The sequence below is a fragment of the Brevibacterium sp. ZH18 genome, assembly GCF_022748595.1.
Classification (GTDB): domain Bacteria; phylum Actinomycetota; class Actinomycetes; order Actinomycetales; family Brevibacteriaceae; genus Brevibacterium.
This window is the reverse complement of record NZ_JALDSX010000065.1, coordinates 1-15,983: the sequence shown is the minus strand read 5'-3', so window position 1 is coordinate 15,983 and position 15,983 is coordinate 1. Positions and strand designations below refer to the sequence as shown.

At 64.2% G+C, this 15,983-nt stretch carries 14 protein-coding genes; 9 read left to right on the top strand and 5 right to left on the bottom strand.

Translation table 11 applies throughout. From position 1 onward, the window contains the following. The first annotated feature begins 199 nt into the window (after window positions 1–199). From MPN20_RS15995 to MPN20_RS15975, 5 genes are all read left to right on the top strand, one after another. On the top strand, window positions 200–1,195 hold the full coding sequence (locus MPN20_RS15995) for an ABC transporter substrate-binding protein (RefSeq protein WP_242783759.1): 996 nt from the start codon (window positions 200–202) through the stop codon (window positions 1,193–1,195). A 30-nt stretch (window positions 1,196–1,225) separates the two neighbouring features. Continuing rightward, window positions 1,226–2,242 (top strand): iron chelate uptake ABC transporter family permease subunit, encoded by a 1,017-nt coding sequence (locus tag MPN20_RS15990; RefSeq protein ID WP_242783758.1) that lies wholly within the window; start codon window positions 1,226–1,228, stop codon window positions 2,240–2,242. A gap of 36 nt (window positions 2,243–2,278) precedes the next feature. Further along, complete coding sequence (locus MPN20_RS15985) at window positions 2,279–3,427, top strand: iron chelate uptake ABC transporter family permease subunit (RefSeq protein ID WP_242783756.1); 1,149 nt, start codon at window positions 2,279–2,281, stop codon at window positions 3,425–3,427. Further along, window positions 3,424–4,179: an ABC transporter ATP-binding protein gene (locus tag MPN20_RS15980; RefSeq protein WP_242783754.1), complete on the top strand. Its 756-nt coding sequence runs from the start codon at window positions 3,424–3,426 to the stop codon at window positions 4,177–4,179. The genes MPN20_RS15985 and MPN20_RS15980 overlap by 4 nt, the downstream gene beginning before the upstream one ends. A 753-nt stretch (window positions 4,180–4,932) precedes the next feature. Beyond that, a complete protein-coding gene (locus MPN20_RS15975) occupies window positions 4,933–5,532 on the top strand; it encodes a hypothetical protein (RefSeq protein WP_242783752.1) in 600 nt (199 codons plus the stop codon). Window positions 5,533–5,787: 255 nt separating this feature from the next. Here the strand turns inward: MPN20_RS15975 and MPN20_RS15970 are convergent, their stop codons facing one another. Beyond that, window positions 5,788–6,282 (bottom strand): hypothetical protein, encoded by a 495-nt coding sequence (locus MPN20_RS15970; RefSeq protein ID WP_242783750.1) that lies wholly within the window; start codon window positions 6,280–6,282, stop codon window positions 5,788–5,790. A gap of 103 nt (window positions 6,283–6,385) precedes the next feature. On the opposite strand from MPN20_RS15970, the gene MPN20_RS15965 reads away from it, so the two are divergent. Together MPN20_RS15965 and MPN20_RS15960 are read left to right on the top strand one after the other, a co-directional pair. After that, complete coding sequence (locus MPN20_RS15965) at window positions 6,386–8,485, top strand: amidohydrolase (protein WP_242783748.1); 2,100 nt, start codon at window positions 6,386–6,388, stop codon at window positions 8,483–8,485. 47 nt (window positions 8,486–8,532) lie between these two features. Next, window positions 8,533–9,846, top strand: a complete 1,314-nt coding sequence (locus MPN20_RS15960) for an acyltransferase family protein (protein WP_242783746.1) — start codon at window positions 8,533–8,535, stop codon at window positions 9,844–9,846. 94 nt (window positions 9,847–9,940) lie between these two features. On the opposite strand, the gene fabG is transcribed toward MPN20_RS15960, so the two are convergent. From fabG to MPN20_RS15945, 3 genes are all read right to left on the bottom strand, one after another. Further along, window positions 9,941–10,741 (bottom strand): 3-oxoacyl-ACP reductase FabG, encoded by an 801-nt coding sequence (gene fabG / locus MPN20_RS15955; protein ID WP_242783744.1) that lies wholly within the window; start codon window positions 10,739–10,741, stop codon window positions 9,941–9,943. A gap of 91 nt (window positions 10,742–10,832) precedes the next feature. Then, window positions 10,833–11,996 (bottom strand): acyl-CoA dehydrogenase family protein, encoded by a 1,164-nt coding sequence (locus MPN20_RS15950; RefSeq protein ID WP_242783742.1) that lies wholly within the window; start codon window positions 11,994–11,996, stop codon window positions 10,833–10,835. A 185-nt stretch (window positions 11,997–12,181) separates the two neighbouring features. Further along, on the bottom strand, window positions 12,182–13,369 hold the full coding sequence (locus MPN20_RS15945; RefSeq protein WP_242783740.1) for a CoA transferase: 1,188 nt from the start codon (window positions 13,367–13,369) through the stop codon (window positions 12,182–12,184). A gap of 213 nt (window positions 13,370–13,582) precedes the next feature. Between MPN20_RS15945 and MPN20_RS15940 the strand changes: the two genes are divergently transcribed. Continuing rightward, entirely contained in the window at window positions 13,583–14,479 is an 897-nt protein-coding gene (locus tag MPN20_RS15940; protein WP_242783738.1) for a LysR substrate-binding domain-containing protein, read from the top strand. Here MPN20_RS15940 and MPN20_RS15935 read toward each other — a convergent pair. Continuing rightward, a complete protein-coding gene (locus tag MPN20_RS15935; RefSeq protein ID WP_242783736.1) occupies window positions 14,466–15,044 on the bottom strand; it encodes a DUF1990 family protein in 579 nt (192 codons plus the stop codon). The genes MPN20_RS15940 and MPN20_RS15935 overlap by 14 nt on opposite strands. Before the next feature lie 117 nt (window positions 15,045–15,161). Between MPN20_RS15935 and MPN20_RS15930 the strand changes: the two genes are divergently transcribed. Then, entirely contained in the window at window positions 15,162–15,962 is an 801-nt protein-coding gene (locus tag MPN20_RS15930; RefSeq protein ID WP_242783734.1) for an SDR family oxidoreductase, read from the top strand. Window positions 15,963–15,983: the final 21 nt, after the last annotated feature.

The following is a 15,983-nucleotide window of genomic DNA, read 5'->3' as shown; positions in this document are numbered from 1 at the left end:
CCGACCCCCGCCTCCTGGCCACCTGCTCCCGTGAGTGCCTTCGCTCTGCCGCCTGGCCCGGTACCCATCACTGCGCCTGCTGTCAATGTGATATGAATAACGCAACATTATCTTGCCGTATTTTATAAAGCTTAGGCTAAGCTAATTTTCAGATTGCGCACATCTCCCATGAAGGTTTCTCAGCAGGAAGTAGATCACTATGATTTCGACTCGCCTCCACTTGAGCGCTCTGGCAGGGGTCGTTGCACTCGCCCTCGCCGGGTGCGGATCAACCGGGTCCGATGACGCAGACGTCGCGTCCGAAGCAAAGGGCAGCACCCTCACGGTCGAGGACAACAACGGTGAGCAGACCGTGCCCAACCCACCCAAATCAGTCGTTGCCACGGACAACCGCACGTTCGAGACGCTCGACACCTGGGGCATCGAACTCAGCGCCGGCGCCGTCTCCGTGATGTCCGATGACCTCAGCTACACGAAGGACGACTCGGTCCTCGACCTCGGATCGCACCGCGAACCGAACCTTGAGAAGATCGTCGAGGCCAAACCCGATCTGGTCATCAACGGTCAGCGCTACGCACAGTTCCACGATGACATCGCGAAGCTGGCCCCCGACGCCACCGTGCTCGAACTCGATCCCCGTGACGGTGAAGACTTGGGCTCCGAGCTCAAGCGCCAGACGACCACCCTGGGTGAGATCTTCGGCAAGCAGGACGAAGCGAAGAAGGTCATCGACGACTACGACGCCTCGGTGAAACGAGCCAAGGCTGCTTACGACGGCAACGACAAGGTCATGGGCCTCATCACCTCGGCAGGCGACATCGGCTACGGAGCACCCTCGGTCGGCCGCACTGTCGGACCGGTCTTCGACATTCTCGGACTGAACCCGGCCCTCGAAGTCGAGTCGAGCAGCGATGACCACCAGGGCGACGACGTTTCTGTCGAAGCCATCGCGGACTCGAAGCCTGACCTCATGGTCGTCCTCGACCGTGACGCATCGTTCGCTCCCGACGAGCGCGATGAAGGATCGGCTCCTGCTGCCGAAGTCCTTGAGGGCTCCGAAGCGCTCAAGGACGTTCCCGCGATCAAGGACGACAAGATCGTCTACTTCCCGCAGGACACCTACCTCAACGAAGGCATCCAGACCTATACCGAGTTCTTCAACTCGTTTGCGGACACCCTCGAAAAGCAGAAGTAAGTCCTCCCAGCAGCAATTGAGATCGAGAGTATGACGAGTACACGCGACAGCCTCGCCGAGACCACCTCGGCGAGGCAGGGCCCCGCCGGGGCGAATGCACCTTCCCTGATCAGCTGGAAGCTGGCAGCAGGCATCGTCGGTGTCCTGCTCCTCCTCGTCGTCTCCCTGTTCACGGGCGTCTACGACATCTTCGGCGGTGAGTCCGGTGCGGAAATGTTCCAGATCACCCGGGTCCCGCGCACGATCGCTCTTGTCCTCTCGGGTGCTGCGATGGCGATGTGCGGACTGGTCATGCAGCTGCTGACGCAGAACCGCTTCGTCGAACCGACGACCACAGGCACCACCGAATGGGCGGGCCTCGGACTCATGCTCACGGTCATCCTCTACCCCGACGCTTCGATCCTGGCCCGCATGACCGGTGCGATCGTCGCGGCCTTCATCGGCACTCTCGTCTTCTTCATGTTCCTCCGCCGCGTCTCGCTGAAGTCCTCTCTCATCGTCCCGATCGTCGGCATCATGCTCGGCGCCGTCGTCGGGGCGATCTCCACGTTCGTGGCTGTCCAGACCGACATGCTCCAGAGCTTGGGCATCTGGTTTGCTGGCAGCTTCACCTCGATCCTGCGCGGCCAGTACGAGATCCTGTGGGTCGTCGCGATCGTCGTCGTGGCCGTGTTCATCACCGCCGACCGGTTCACCGTGGCCGGCCTGGGCAAAGAGGTCGCCACGAACGTCGGCCTCAACTACAACCAGGTGATCCTCATCGGCACTGTCCTCGTGGCCATCGCCACCGGCGTCGTGACGGTGGTCGTCGGCAGCCTGCCCTTCCTCGGCCTCATCGTGCCCAACATCGTCTCGATGGTCCGCGGGGACGATCTGCGCAGCAACCTGCCCTGGGTGTGCCTGCTGGGCATCGCCATCGTCACCGTCTGCGACCTCGTCGGGCGCATCATCGTCATGCCCTTCGAAGTTCCGGTCTCACTCATCCTCGGGGTCGTCGGGGCCGCGGTGTTCGTCGCGCTCCTGCTGCATCAGCGGAAGCGGGGCTGATCGAGAATGACTGCTGAGAGGACGGATGCTCACGACATGAGATCTGATGCAATGCACAGCACCGGCGCCGAGGTGGTGGACAGAACCGCTGGATCTGCACCGGCCACGGGGCCCGCCGGCACCGGCGCGAGTCGAACGAACTCCGCCGGGAAGCCCGCGAACGCGCGGACCGGGGAGTCGCCTCGGCGGCGGTCTGGGTCGTTGGCGAATCCTCGGGCCAAACGGCGGTACTGGGCGATCATGATCGGACTCGCGGTCGCCTCGGCGGCCATTGCTCTGGGCCTGTTGGCCTGGGATAACCCGATGCCGATCACCGACGAGGGATTCTGGCTCATCGCGCAGCTGCGGATGCGCAACCTCGTCGTCATCGCGATCGTCGCCCTGTGTCAGGCGTTCGCCACAGTGTCGTTCCAGACCGTGACGAACAACCGGATCATCACGCCCTCGATCATGGGATTCGAATCCCTCTACGTCGCGATCCAGACCGGGGCGATGTACTTCTTCGGCGTCACCGCGATCGTCGATCTCAAGGGCATCGGCCCGTTCGCGCTGCAGCTGGTCCTCATGGTCGGACTCTCCCTGGCGCTCTACGGGTGGCTGCTGTCGGGGAAGTACAGCAACGTTTCGATCATGTTGCTCGTCGGCATCGTCATCGGTGGGGGACTCGGATCGATCGCGACCTTCATGCAGCGCACGCTGACCCCGAGCGAATTCGACGTGCTCGCGGCCCGACTGTTCGGATCGATCTCGAACTCGGACTCGAGCTACCTGCCGATCTCGATTCCGCTGTGCCTCATCGCCTGCCTCGCCCTCTACCTCAGCTCGTCGCGGCTGAACGTGCTCGCGCTGGGCAGGGACACGACGAGCAACCTGGGGCTCAACCATCGGTTCGAGATGATGAAGGTCCTGTTCTTCGTCTCGATCCTCATGGCCGTGTCCGTGTCGATGATCGGGCCGATGGTCTTCCTCGGATTCCTCGTCGCGATGCTCGCCTACCAGTTCTCCGACACCTACGACCACAGGTACGTGCTGCCGATGGCTGCGCTGCTGGGCTTCGTCGTCCTCGGTGGGGCGTACTTCGTCATGAAGAACCTGTTCTATGCGGAAGGCGTCGTCTCGATCATCATCGAGATCGTCGGCGGTGGTGCCTTCCTCTTCGTCATCATGAGAAAGGGACGCCTGTGATCACACTGCGCGAAGTCCGCAAGTCCTACGGAAACGACGTGGAGATCGGACCGGTCGACCTGCAGATCCCGGCCGGGGGAGTCACCGCCCTGGTCGGGCCCAATGGTGCGGGCAAGTCGACGTTGCTGACGATGGTCGGGCGTCTGTTGGGCCTCGATGCGGGGACGATCGAGGTCGCCGGCTATGACGTGTCGTCGACGAAGTCGAAAGATCTGGCGAAGATCGTGTCGATCCTGCGCCAGGAGAACCACTTCATCACGCGACTGTCGATCCGCCAGCTCGTCGGCTTCGGACGCTTCCCGTACTCGAAGGGACGGCTGACGGCCGCGGACGAGGAGATCATCTCGCAGGCCATCGACTTCCTCGAGCTGAGTGAGCTCGAGGACCGCTTCATCGATGAGCTCTCCGGAGGTCAGCGGCAGAGGGCGTATGTCGCGATGGTCCTTGCTCAGGACACGGATTACGTCCTCCTCGACGAGCCGCTGAACAACCTCGACATGAAGCACTCGGTGCAGATGATGCAGCACCTGCGTCGGGCCGCGGTCGAAATGAGCCGCACGATCGTCATCGTCCTCCACGACATCAACTTCGCTGGCCACTACGCCGACCACATCTGTGCTGTGAAGAAGGGTGAGGTTGTCGAGTTCGGGACGCCGGAGGAGATCATGACCGCCGAGGTGCTTTCCCGCGTATTCGACACCCCCGTCGAGGTCATCGACGGCCCCCGCGGCAGGTTGGCCGTGTACTACTGACCTGTGCTCGCTGTACGTGCACTCTCTCATCGCTTTGCGGACGAGGCGACTGCTCATCGCTTTGCCGACGAGGCGACTGCTCATCGCTTTGCGGACGAGACGACTGTTTGCAAACAGGTGTGTCGTCTGTAAAGCGATGCGTCGACCGTTTGGCGCCGATTGCGCGGATGGGTTGGGCCGCGGGCCTTGTGGAAAACGGTCCGTCTTGAGTGCGAAATCCTGTGGACAGAAAAGCGCTATCCACAAGGGGCAAATCTCTCCTGGTGTCCGTGGACTGCAGTGGTGCAGATTCGAAGGATGTACAACATAGTCCTCTATCAGGAACTGGAGTCGGCGGGTGTGCCGACTCGAACCATCAGGCAGGCGCTGAGATGCTGTCTCCTGAAGCTGTGCAGCGGGGTCTACTCAGTGATAGCTGAGTGCGGACTCACGGCGCATCACCGAATCGCGAGCTTCATTGATGACCGAGGCTGGACGGAGTTGCATGAGAAGACTCCGATCGACGAGCTTCGTGAAGACTATTCATACCTCGACCTTCTACGTTGCCTGCGAATTCGGTACTACCCCCGGTATCGGGAGGACGACACCATTTGGGGAGCGTCTGCGGCTATGCTGCACGGCATCCCTCTGTTCGGTATCGACTCGGGACCGGTATCTGTGGCTCATCCGAGGCACTATTCGAAGACCAGTGAAGTCCATCGGTCCACCCGTTCAGTAGCGGAAGAGGACTGCAGTCACCAGGCTCAGCTCAGGTTGACCACTCCGATCCGAACGAGCTTGGACCTCGTCAGTCTGCGCGGCCAGCGGGCTGGGTTCGCTGCGATGGAGTTCGTTCTTCGCAAGATGGTCCTCAACCAATTGGGATCGCCGAACCTCAGGTTCGGGTACCCGCCGGAAATTGACCGACTCGCGCGTGGACAGATTGTGGACAACTGGATGCCAGCCATCAAACGCCTGCGGACGGGGCAGGCAACCGCCCGTCGAATGGCTGACGCTCTCGACCCTAAGTCCGAGAGCATCGCGGAGAGCTACTGTTCGTTCAACCTCCATGCCCTGAATCTGCGCGGACTGCAGCAGCAGGTGAAGATCTACGACGAGCGGGGCTTCGTCTCTCGCAATGACTTCATGGACAAAGAAACCATGACCATCCTCGAAGTCGATGGAGTCGACAAGTATGTGAAGGTCGGTCGAGGGCTCATGAATAAAGAGAGCGATCAGCACAACCGACTCTTGGCGCTCGGATTCACGGTGGTGCGTTTCAAGTTCAAGGAGCTTCTCAATCTGAGCACGTTTTCCGCCAAGCTGTTCGCGCAGGCGCCCAAGCTGCGCCAGCTTGTCCGTGTAGCCCGGTGATTGCGGTGTGTCCGTGCAGCCCCGTGAAAGCGGCGTGGGGCAGCGGGCCGGTGAGTGCAACTTTTCCGTGCAGCCCCGTGACGGCAGTGACCGGCGGCGATGCTCGTAGTCTTCTGCTTGCAGCCGGTTGAACATTGGACCATCGGTTTGCGCGTGCGGTCCCATCGCTTTGCAGACGAGACACCTGTCTGCAAACAGGCGTCTCGTCCGTAAAGCGATGGGGGGAGGTGTCAGCAGCTCCGCATCGCGCTCGAGTCAGCCGCGGGCTGAGGCCGTGACCGCGGGGCGCACTGTCACCCAGCGGCGCACCGCGACGATGAGGGCGATCACGAGGCCGACGATGAGCAGGCCGTCGGCGGCGATGTAGAGCAGATGCCAGCTGGACCCGCCTTCGTCGATGCCGGCGATGACATCCTCGGTGCGCTTGTTGAGGATGGGTCGGATGAACGCGACTTTGATGATGAGCACCGCGATCAGCGAGAACGCCAGTGATCGGTAGAGTCGGCCGACCGACTCCTTGAGCACCGACCACAGGAGGATGACGGCGATGGCGATCTCGACCCAGTTCATCGCGGTGAAGACCAGGCGGCCGATGCCCAGGCCCAGCGGGATCGTGATCCCCGGGGCTGTGAACTTCAGAGGTGCCTCGATGAGCGAGATTCCGATGATCATCCCGAGCCAGATGCCGGGAAGGATGATGCGGGCACCGGCGGCCAGCCGGGTGTCCTGAGAGCTGAAGACATTCGCCATGCCTCGGATTCTACTCCTCGTAGAAACCGTTGAGGGTGTGCGCAGGAAATCTGCCCAGCACCCCTCGCCGCGGGACGCGTCTGGGCACTCTAGACTGGTGCTCATGCGTCTGTTCTCCAACGCCGTCGTGCGCACGTTCGCCCCGTCCTCAGAACGATCGACGGGCAATGCCGCCGCGGAGGGATCGCTGGACGGAACGACCTCGGGCAATGCCGCCGCGGAGGGATCGCTGGACGGAACGACTTCGGCCGACGCCGACGACGCCGCCACTGACGGTGCCTCCCGCACTGACACTTCCCGCACCGACACTTCCCGCGCCGACACCGCCGCGGCCGACACCTCCCGCACTGATACCCCACCCGATGCGATCCTCATCGACGGCGAGATGATCGTGGCGGTGGGCACGCGGGCCGAACTGCTCGACATTGCAGCGGCCGAATCATCGACGACGGCGGCGTTCGCCTCGGCGGGAGGGGTCGGCGCCACCTCGGTGATCCCCGGTCTCGAGATCGAGGAGATCGACTGCGGCGGGCAGGTCATCATGCCCGGGCTCGTCGACGCGCACATGCATTCGATCCACTACGCGGATTCGCTGACCGACCTCGACCTCTCCGGTGTCCATTCCCTCGCCGAGGCGGTCGCCGCCGTCCGCGAACGTGCCCAGACGCTTCCGATCGGCACGTGGGTCCTCGGTTCGGGGTGGGACATCAATAAGTGGGACGACCCGCGCTACCCGGATCGGGAGCTGCTCGACCAGGAGGTTCCGGATCACCCGGTGGCCATGTGGTCGGTTGACCTGCACACACTGTGGGCCAACGCTCGGGCGCTGGAGATCGCGGGCATCAACACCCAGACTCCCGACCCCTCGGGCGGCGAATTCGTCCACGATCATGACGGTGAGCTGACCGGGCTCGTCCGTGAGGACGCCACTGATCTGGTGGCTCGGTTCATCCCCGAACCGACCCGCGAAGAGCAGGCCGCCCGGCTCGACTTCACGCAGAAACTCTTCCTCTCGCAGGGTCTCACCGGCATCCACGACTTCGACGGGATCCCCTCGACGTTGGGTTGGAACGACCTGCACGAGACCGGTGACCTGCACTTGCGTGTGATGAAGTACCTGCGCGGGCCGGAGGTGACCTGGGCGATCGAGACCGGGTGGCACACGGGAGACGGTGACGATTGGCTGCGCTTCGGCGGGCTCAAACTGTTCTCCGACGGGGCGTTGGGCTCGCACACCTCGCACATGTCCTCGCCGTTTCCCGAGCCGGCGGCCCTCGGCGCTGCGGAAGCAGAGCCAGGCGGTGTCGCAGACGGGTCGGGTGCGCCCGGAGACTCCGAAACCGGAAGTGTGGCGGAAGCAGAGCACCACGCGAACTTCGGTATCGCGCAGATGAGTGAGGATGAACTTTTCGAGCAGGCACGCCTTGCCACTGAGGCGGGCATCTCCGTGGCGATCCACGCGATCGGCGATCAGGCCAACCACCATGTGCTCGAGGTCTACGAACGACTGCGCCCGATCACCAAGGAGGCCGAGGAGCGCTACGAACGACCTCTCCGCCACCGGGTCGAGCATGCGCAGTTCATCCAACCGTCAGATGTCGCCCGGTTCGCCGAGCTCGAGGTCATCGCCTCCATGCAGCCCCGCCACTGCATCTCCGACCTCCACCTGCTCCACCTCATCGACGAGTCCGCCCAGCTCGCTGCCTATGCCTGGCCCGACCTGTTGCACGCGGGTGCCCATGTCGCGTTCGGCTCGGACGGGCCGGTCGAGCCTGCGAACCCGTTCGCCGCGATCTATGCGGCGATGACCAGGGCGAACATCTCCGGTGATCCGAGCACCACCTTCCAGCTCGAGCGACGGCTGAGTGCGGTTGAAGCGATCCGGCTCCACACTCAAGGACCGGCATATGCGGCCGGGCTCGAGGACCGTCGGGGATATCTGGCGCCGGGAATGGACGCCGATTTCATCGTCATCGACACCGACCCGTGCGCTGCCGAGGGCCTCAATCCGCGGGCTGCCGAAGGCCTCGATCCGCGGGTCGCCGAAGGGCTGGATCGGAACGCCGCCACGATTGATGGAAACGATCATGGTGGGCTGCTGGGCTACGAGAGTGAAGAAGCGCTCTTCGCCCACGCCGAGGCGATCCGGGACACCCGTGTCGCACTGACCGTCGTCGGCGGCCAGGTGAAGTACCAAGCCTGAGCCAGCCCGCCCGATCACGTTCGACCGACTGACAAGGATTGCCACTCATGCTTCGCTCCTACTTGGCCCGAGCGCAGAAGGTCGACGCCGCGACTCCCGACTCGCGCAACCGTGAAGTCGACTTCCTCCGTGCGGCAGCGATCACCGTCGTCGTGCTCGGCCACTGGACGATCATCGCCGTCAGCGCCACCGGAGGCATCGAACCCCATGGTCTGCTCGACCAAGCTCGGTGGACGCACCCGCTGACCTGGGTATTCCAGGTGATGCCGATCTTCTTCCTCGTCGGTGGCTACTCCAACGCCCTGTCCTGGCGATCGGCCCGACGCCGACAGACAGGCTATGCCGAATGGCTGCGTGCTCGTCTGCGTCGACTGGGACTGCCTCTCATTCCGCTTCTGCTCATCTGGCTGGTCACCTGCATCATCGCACTGGCCTTCGGTGCTGCGCCCGCCGCTGTGCAGCTGGCCTCGCAGATGGCGCTGGTGCCCACCTGGTTCCTCGCCGCCTACCTGCTCGTCGTCATCGTCGCCCCGCCCTGCCTCATGCTGTGGGAGAAGTGGGGCTGGTGGTCGATCGTTTTCGGCATCGCCGCCGCAGGAGTCATCGACGTCATCAGCATCGCCACCTCGAGCCCGCTGCTCGGCTACCCGAACTACCTGCTCGTCTGGGCGAGCTTCCACCAGTTCGGCTACGCCTGGCTCGACGGGCGACTCTCGACTTTCAAGCGCTGCCTGCTGCTCTTCGTCATCGGTGCCATCGGACTCGGACTCCTCGTCGGCTTCGGCCCGTACCCGGTTTCGATGATCACTGCTGGAACCGACACGATCTCGAACTCGAGCCCGACCCGGGTGACCATGGCGTTCCTCGGCATGGCGCAGGCGGGAATCGTGCTCATGCTCCAGCGGCCGCTGGCTGCACTGCTGCGCAGCCCTGGCCTGTGGATGCTCACGGTGCTTGTCAATCAGCGGATCATGACGTGGTTCCTCTGGCACCTCACCGCGCTGACCGCCTTCGCCCATGTACTCCTTGCTGTCCACGCGGACGCGCTGCTGCCCACTCCGCTGACCGGTGTGTGGTGGCTGACTCGCCCGCTGTGGGCCCTGGTATTGCTTGCCATCACCGGCGTTCTCGTCGCAATCTTCGGTCGTTTCGAATCCCCGCAGCCCGACGACCGTCCGGCGCCGCCGACATGGATGCCGATCGCCGCCTCGGCGACCATCTGCGCCGGATTGGCGATCATGGCCGATGCAGGAATGGTCAATGAGAATGGGGTCGCCTGGATCTGGCCGCTGCTGCCGCTGGTGGGCATGGTGATTTTCGGCGTCGTCAGGCTCCCGCGCGGGCGCTCCCGCCAAGACTGATCACACCGAGCCTCAACCAAGGCTGACTCCACAACGCGAAGAGCCGACGTCCCCGCGGGGACGTCGGCTCACCTCGGCGAGGGAAAGCTGCCGATCAGATGTGGCGACCACCCGAGATCTCCGTGACCGTTCCGGTCAGGTAGCTCGAGAGTCCGGAGGCCAGGAACAGCACCACCGAGGCGACTTCCTCGGGCTCGCCCGGACGACCCAGGGGGATCTCGGCGAGCTTCGAATCGATCGCGTGCTGCGGCATGGCGGCGGTCATCGCGGTGTTGATGAAGCCGGGCTGGATCGCATTGATGCGGATGCCCTTGAACGCGACCTCCTTGGCCACGGCCTTCGTCATGCCGACGATTCCGGCCTTCGCGGCAGAGTAGTTCGACTGGCCGAGCATGCCGACCTTGCCGCTGATCGACGAGACGTTGACGATCGCGCCGCCGCGGTCCTGCTCGCGCATGAGGCCGGTGGCGACCTTGAGGCCGTTCCAGGTGCCGCGCAGGTGGACGGAGATGACGTCGTCGAATTCCTTCTCGCTCATCTTCCGGATCGTCGCATCGCGGGTGATGCCGGCGTTGTTGATCCAGATGTCGACGCCGCCGAAGGTCTTCGACGCCACGTCGGCGAGCTCCTGGGTGTTCTCCAATGAAGCGACGTTGCACACGACGCCGGCAGCGGAATCGGCACCTCCGAGCTCGGTCACGGCCGAGCGCAGGCTCTCCTCATTCATGTCGCCGAGGACGACCTTCGCGCCGGAGTTCACGAGGCTGCGGGCCATGGCCAGGCCGAGGCCCTGCGCGCCACCGGTGACGACGGCGACCTTGCCGGTCAGCAGACCGGGGATCTCGGAGATGCTGTGGGTGTTCGACGCGGAGGTCGTCGTGGGCGTATCGGTCATAGGGTCCTTCTTTCTCTGTGCACGGTTGAGCAATGGGTGGGGCGGTGTTCGCCTGGTGCGTCGTTGCAGGTTGAACTGCGGTTTTGTGTTGTTACAGGTTGAACTGCGGTTTGTGGGCGCCTTTGAGCAGCTGGCGGGCGACGACGACGCGCTGGACTTCCGAGGTGCCTTCGTAGATGCGGAACAGACGGGCGTGACGGTAGAAGCGCTCGACGGCGGATTCGCGCATGTAGCCCATGCCGCCCTGAATCTGCACGCCCTTGTCGGCGATGCGCGCCAGAGCTTCGGATGCGAAGAGCTTCGCGGAGCTGGGCCCGAGCTTCCGATCCTCTTCGGCGTCCCAACGCTTGGCGGCCGCCAGTACCAGGGCCTTGGCCGCGGCGAGGTCGGTGTAGATGTCGGCGAGCATGGCCTGGACGAGCTGGAACCGCGCGATGGGCTCTCCGCCCTGTTTCGCCTCGGCGGCGTATTTCACGGACTCGTCGAGGATGCGGATCGACTGCCCCACGCAGATCGCACCGATGTGCAGGCGCCCCTTGTTCAGGGAGGCCATCGCGGCGTAGAAGCCCTTCTCCTCCTCGCCGCCGATGAGGTTGGCGGCAGGCACTCGGACGTCGTCGAAGAAGATCTCGGAGGTCCACGCCCCGGCCTGACCCATCTTCTTGTCGTGGGGGCCGACCGTGACGCCCGCGGTCTTGGTGGGGACGAGGAAGACCGAGATGCCCTTCGAGCCCTTCGCGTTCGGGTCGGTGCGGGCGAAGACCATGAGGACGTCGGATGACTCGGCGTTCGTGATGAAGCGCTTGCTGCCGTTGATGACGTAGTCGTCGCCTTCACGCACGGCCTTCGTGCGCAGTCCCGAGGGGTCGGATCCGGCTTCCGGCTCAGTGAGGGCGAAGGAGGCGACTACATCGCCGGAGGTCAGCCTCGGCAGCCATTCGCTCTTCTGCTCATCGGTGCCGTAGTTGACCAGGACCTGACCGGCGATGCCGTTGTTCGTGCCGAACAGCGACCGGAACGAGGGGGTGGTGTAGCCGAGTTCCATGGCCAGGAGCGCATCCTGCTCAGCGTTGAGCCCCAGCCCGCCGTACTCCTCCGGCAGTGCCCAGCCGAAGAGGCCCATCTCCGCGGATTCCTTGATGATGGACTCCGGGATGGCGTCGTTGGCTTCGATGTCGAGTTCGATGGGGACGACCTTCTCCCGCACGAATTCGCGGACGGTGGACAGGACGTCGTCGAGTTCCGAAGTATCCATTCCTCGTTCTCCTTATGGTGGCGGTGGTGGTGGCGGTGGTGGCAGTGGTTGCAGTGGTGGTGGTGATGTCTTTGTCGCCGAGGTGGGGGCTGAGTCCCGGCGGAGGCCGGGTCCCGTCGGGGGCTGGGTCCCGTCTGGGGCTGAGCCCCGTCGTCGGTTGGGTGGCGGTTCGTCTGCGATGTGGTCTACTGGCTGTCGATCCAGGCGCGTACCTGATCGGAGTCGGCGCCGAGTACGGGCGGTGCCAGGTCGTAGGAGACCTTGGACTTGGACAGGGTGATCGGGTTGCGGATCGTCGGGATGATGCGCTCGCCCTGACCCGTGTCGACGATCGGTTGGAGGCCGAGGTCGCGTGCACGTTCGACGCCCTGGGCGATCGAGTTGATCGGGGCGCATGGCAGGCCGACGGCGGTGAGCTTCTCGAACCACTCCTGCGCTGTGTGCTGCCGCAGTGCTTCGAGGAGTTCGGGTTCGAGCTCGTCACGGTGGGCGTTGCGAGTCTTGGCCTTGGCAAAGCGTTCGTCTTCGGCCCAGTCGGGTCGCCCGAGAGCTTTCGCCAGCGCCGCGAACTGGCCGTCATTGGCGGCGGCGACGATGATCTCGCCGGACTTCGTGGCCATCGGCTGGTAGGGGTAGAGGCTGGGATGGGCGTTGCCCATGCGAGTCGGTGTCACACCGGCGGCGGCGTAGGCGCCCGATTGGTTGGCCAGGCCGGACATCGCCGAGGACATGAGGTTGGTCTGAACCAGCTGGCCCTCACCAGTGAGGTTCTTGTGCTGGAGTGCGGCCATGATTCCGATCGTGGTGTGCAGGCCGGTGATGACGTCGAAGACCGCGACGCCGGCGCGGTACGGGGAGCCGTCGGGGTCGCCGGTCACGCTCATGAACCCGGACATCGCCTGGACGAGCAGGTCATAGCCGGGCAGCGCATTGTCCGCGCCGAAGCCGGTGACCGAGGCATAGATGACTTCTGGATTGGTCTCTGCCACTGAGTCGTAGTCGAGACCGAACTTCTTCAGGCCACCCGGTTTGAAGTTCTCGACGACGATGTCGGCGCGAGCCGCGAGCTTCTGCGCGACCTTGAGATCAGCGGCTTCAGAGAAGTCGAGGACGATGTCGTACTTGTTGCGGTTGATCGACAGATAGTAGGTGGCGTCGTCGTCACGCGCCGGTGGGCTCCAATGCCTCGTATCGTCGCCGTTGGGGCCTTCGACCTTGATGACCGTGGCTCCAAGGTCGGCCAGCATCATCGTGGAGTAGGGGCCCGCGAGGACACGGGAGAAATCGACGACGACCTGACCGGTCAGCGGGCCGTTGCCAGCACGCGGCAGGAAGTCATCGATGGTGGGGGTCGCAGCGGTGTCACCATTCATCTATGAAAGCTCCCGTCGTCGGCGGCTTCCGGTGCCGGAAGTTCAGCCTGAGATTGTTCAGCGTGTTCCACTCCACAATATAGCATTATGGGTAATAATCTTTAAAGACTAATATCAGTATTGATATGTAAGCCGATCGATGTGTCGGAGAGAATTCGTGAGTCGGAGAAAGCTCACGCGTCGGAGAAAGCTCACGCGTCGGAGAGGGCAGTGATGGAGATTCAGCAGGTGCGGGCGTTCCTCGTCGTCGCGGAGGAGCTGCACTTCGGTCGTGCCGCCGAACGTCTGGGTGTGCTCCAGCCACCGCTGAGCCGCACGATCAGATCGCTTGAGGACAGCCTCGGCGTCTCTCTGTTCCATCGCACGACGCGCAGTGTTCGGCTCACGCCTGCCGGCGAGGCCCTCGTAGAACCGGCGCGGACGATGTTGGAGATCCAGAACCTCGCCATCGATTCCGTGCAGCGCGCGGCGACGGGGGAGATCGGACGGCTGAGCTTCGGATTCGCCCGGTCCTCGTCTCGTGCACTGGCCGCCGCCTTGGTCGCTGCGTCGCAGGGGACGCATCCCGGGGTCACGTTCAGCCTCGAGTCGAACGTCTTCGCCGAGGAAGGCCTGGCGCGCCTCGTCGATGGGACCCTTGATCTCGCGCTGGTTCGGTGGGCGACGCAGCCGCCAGGAGTGACGGGGCGCCCGGTGATGATCGAGCGGCTGTGCGCGGCTCTGCCCGAGGGGCACCGGTTGGCCGGGCGAGCATCGATCCGCGTCGAGGAACTGGCCGACGAGGACTTCATCACCTTGCCCGAGCACCCGGGTTCGACCCTGCGCGAGAACACCCTGCGACTGTGCCGCGAGGCCGGATTCGCCCCTCGGCTCGTTCAGGCGGCCCCGGATACGCAGACGATCGGAGCGTTGGTCGCGGCGGGGCTGGGCATCTCGGTCACGTTCGACTCGGTGTCGGCCAATACGCGCGAAGTCGGGACCGTCGCCGTGCCCCTCGACATCCCGGAGGAGCCGTCGATCGTCTACCTCGCGCACTTGAGTGACCACGGGAAGGCGTCATTGGATGCGGTGCTCACCCTCGCCGAGGCGGTCCTGCCTACGGTCGGGTGAGCGTCGAGTCCCGCAGCATCCGCTTGAGTCCCTCGGCATATCGCTTGGCCATCATCCGCTGCGTCGCAACCGAGATCGGGGCGACTGCTTTGAGCAGCGGGTGTCCGGGAACGGATTCAGAAGTGATGGAGACGCCGAGGCGACCGTTCGTCCCGACGGACACGAGGAAGGTCTGCTCGCCCGACTCCAGATGACCGGGCAGTGTCCGGTAGACGAAGCCTGCTGCCCGCACCGAGTCCGTGGCTGACGGTCCGAGCGGCGGGGGGTCGTTGTCAGACATTCGCGTTGGCTTCGAGCCGATGACATCGATGACCTCGATGACTTCGCAGGAGCCGACCGGGACTGCGAGATCGCGTCCGCGCAACCGCACCGCAGGCAGAGGCCACACGGGGTTGAGCCACAGGTCGACGATCTGGCCGACATGCACCCGACGGACCGGGCGCGCGATGACACCGGCAGACTCCTGCAGCTTCCATGTCAGGATCGCTTCCCGCGCGATCGGGAACAGCTCGGCCGGGCCCAGATCAAGGGACTGCTCGAGCCGATTTGTCTGCGGGCGCCTCATACCCGCCAGGCTACGGCAGGCCAACTGCGTCTTGTGAATGCCGGCCACTCCTGCCTACGATACGAACACACCACTGAGCGAACGCTCGGTTACCTCTACGGACGATGGAGTTCACGCATGACAGAGCACGTGCCCACGGAAACCCAGCCCAACCTCGGCGCCCGGTTCACCGGCCAGGTCGCCCTCATCACCGGAGCCAGCCGCGGCATCGGACTCGGGATCGCGAAGCGACTGCAGGCCGAGGGCGCGACCGTGATCCTCACGGCCCGCAAACCCGAAGCCCTCGCCGAGGTGGTCGCTCAGTTCCCCGAAGGCACCGCGCTTGGCATTGCCGGCAAATCCGACGACCCGGCCCACCGCGCCGAGGTCTATGACACGATCGCCGAGAAGTTCGGACACCTCGACGTGCTCGTGACGAACGTCGGCATCAACCCGGTCTACGGACCGCTCATCGACCTCGACCTCGATGCCGCTCGCAAGATCCTCGATGTGAACGTGCTCGGCACGCTCGCCTGGGTGCAGGGCGCCGTCCACCACGAGAAGCTGGGCTTCCGCGAGAACAAGGGTCGGGTCGTGAGCATCTCCTCTGTCGCAGGTCAGGTTCCGAGCCCCGGAATCTCCTTCTACGGCATCTCGAAGGCTGCGGTCTCGCACCTGACGAAGTCGCTGGCCGTCGAGCTCGGACCGGACATTCGGGTCAACGCCGTCGCTCCGGCTGTGGTGAAAACGGACTTCGCCACCGCACTCTACGAAGGCAGGGAAGAAGAGGTCGCCTCCAGCTACCCGGCCAAACGCCTTGGCACTCCTGAAGACATCGCCGGTGCTGTGGCCTACCTGGCCTCGTCCGACGCTGATTGGATCACCGCGCAGGTGCTCACCGCCGATGGGGGAGTTATCACCGCCGGCGGAAAGGCCTGAGCCTTCCCCCCCACGGTGGAC

Bases quoted from the DNA above. Each gene is read 5' to 3' on its own strand.
- MPN20_RS15995 (WP_242783759.1), top strand. From the start codon at position 200: ATGATTTCGACTCGCCTCCACTTGAGCGCTCTGGCAGGGGTCGTTGCA.
- MPN20_RS15990 (WP_242783758.1), top strand. From the start codon at position 1,226: ATGACGAGTACACGCGACAGCCTCGCCGAGACCACCTCGGCGAGGCAG.
- MPN20_RS15985 (WP_242783756.1), top strand. From the start codon at position 2,279: ATGAGATCTGATGCAATGCACAGCACCGGCGCCGAGGTGGTGGACAGA.
- MPN20_RS15970 (WP_242783750.1), bottom strand. From the start codon at position 6,282: ATGGCGAATGTCTTCAGCTCTCAGGACACCCGGCTGGCCGCCGGTGCC.
- MPN20_RS15965 (WP_242783748.1), top strand. From the start codon at position 6,386: ATGCGTCTGTTCTCCAACGCCGTCGTGCGCACGTTCGCCCCGTCCTCA.
- MPN20_RS15960 (WP_242783746.1), top strand. From the start codon at position 8,533: ATGCTTCGCTCCTACTTGGCCCGAGCGCAGAAGGTCGACGCCGCGACT.
- fabG (WP_242783744.1), bottom strand. From the start codon at position 10,741: ATGACCGATACGCCCACGACGACCTCCGCGTCGAACACCCACAGCATC.
- MPN20_RS15950 (WP_242783742.1), bottom strand. From the start codon at position 11,996: ATGGATACTTCGGAACTCGACGACGTCCTGTCCACCGTCCGCGAATTC.
- MPN20_RS15945 (WP_242783740.1), bottom strand. From the start codon at position 13,369: ATGAATGGTGACACCGCTGCGACCCCCACCATCGATGACTTCCTGCCG.
- MPN20_RS15940 (WP_242783738.1), top strand. From the start codon at position 13,583: ATGGAGATTCAGCAGGTGCGGGCGTTCCTCGTCGTCGCGGAGGAGCTG.
- MPN20_RS15935 (WP_242783736.1), bottom strand. From the start codon at position 15,044: ATGAGGCGCCCGCAGACAAATCGGCTCGAGCAGTCCCTTGATCTGGGC.
- MPN20_RS15930 (WP_242783734.1), top strand. From the start codon at position 15,162: ATGACAGAGCACGTGCCCACGGAAACCCAGCCCAACCTCGGCGCCCGG.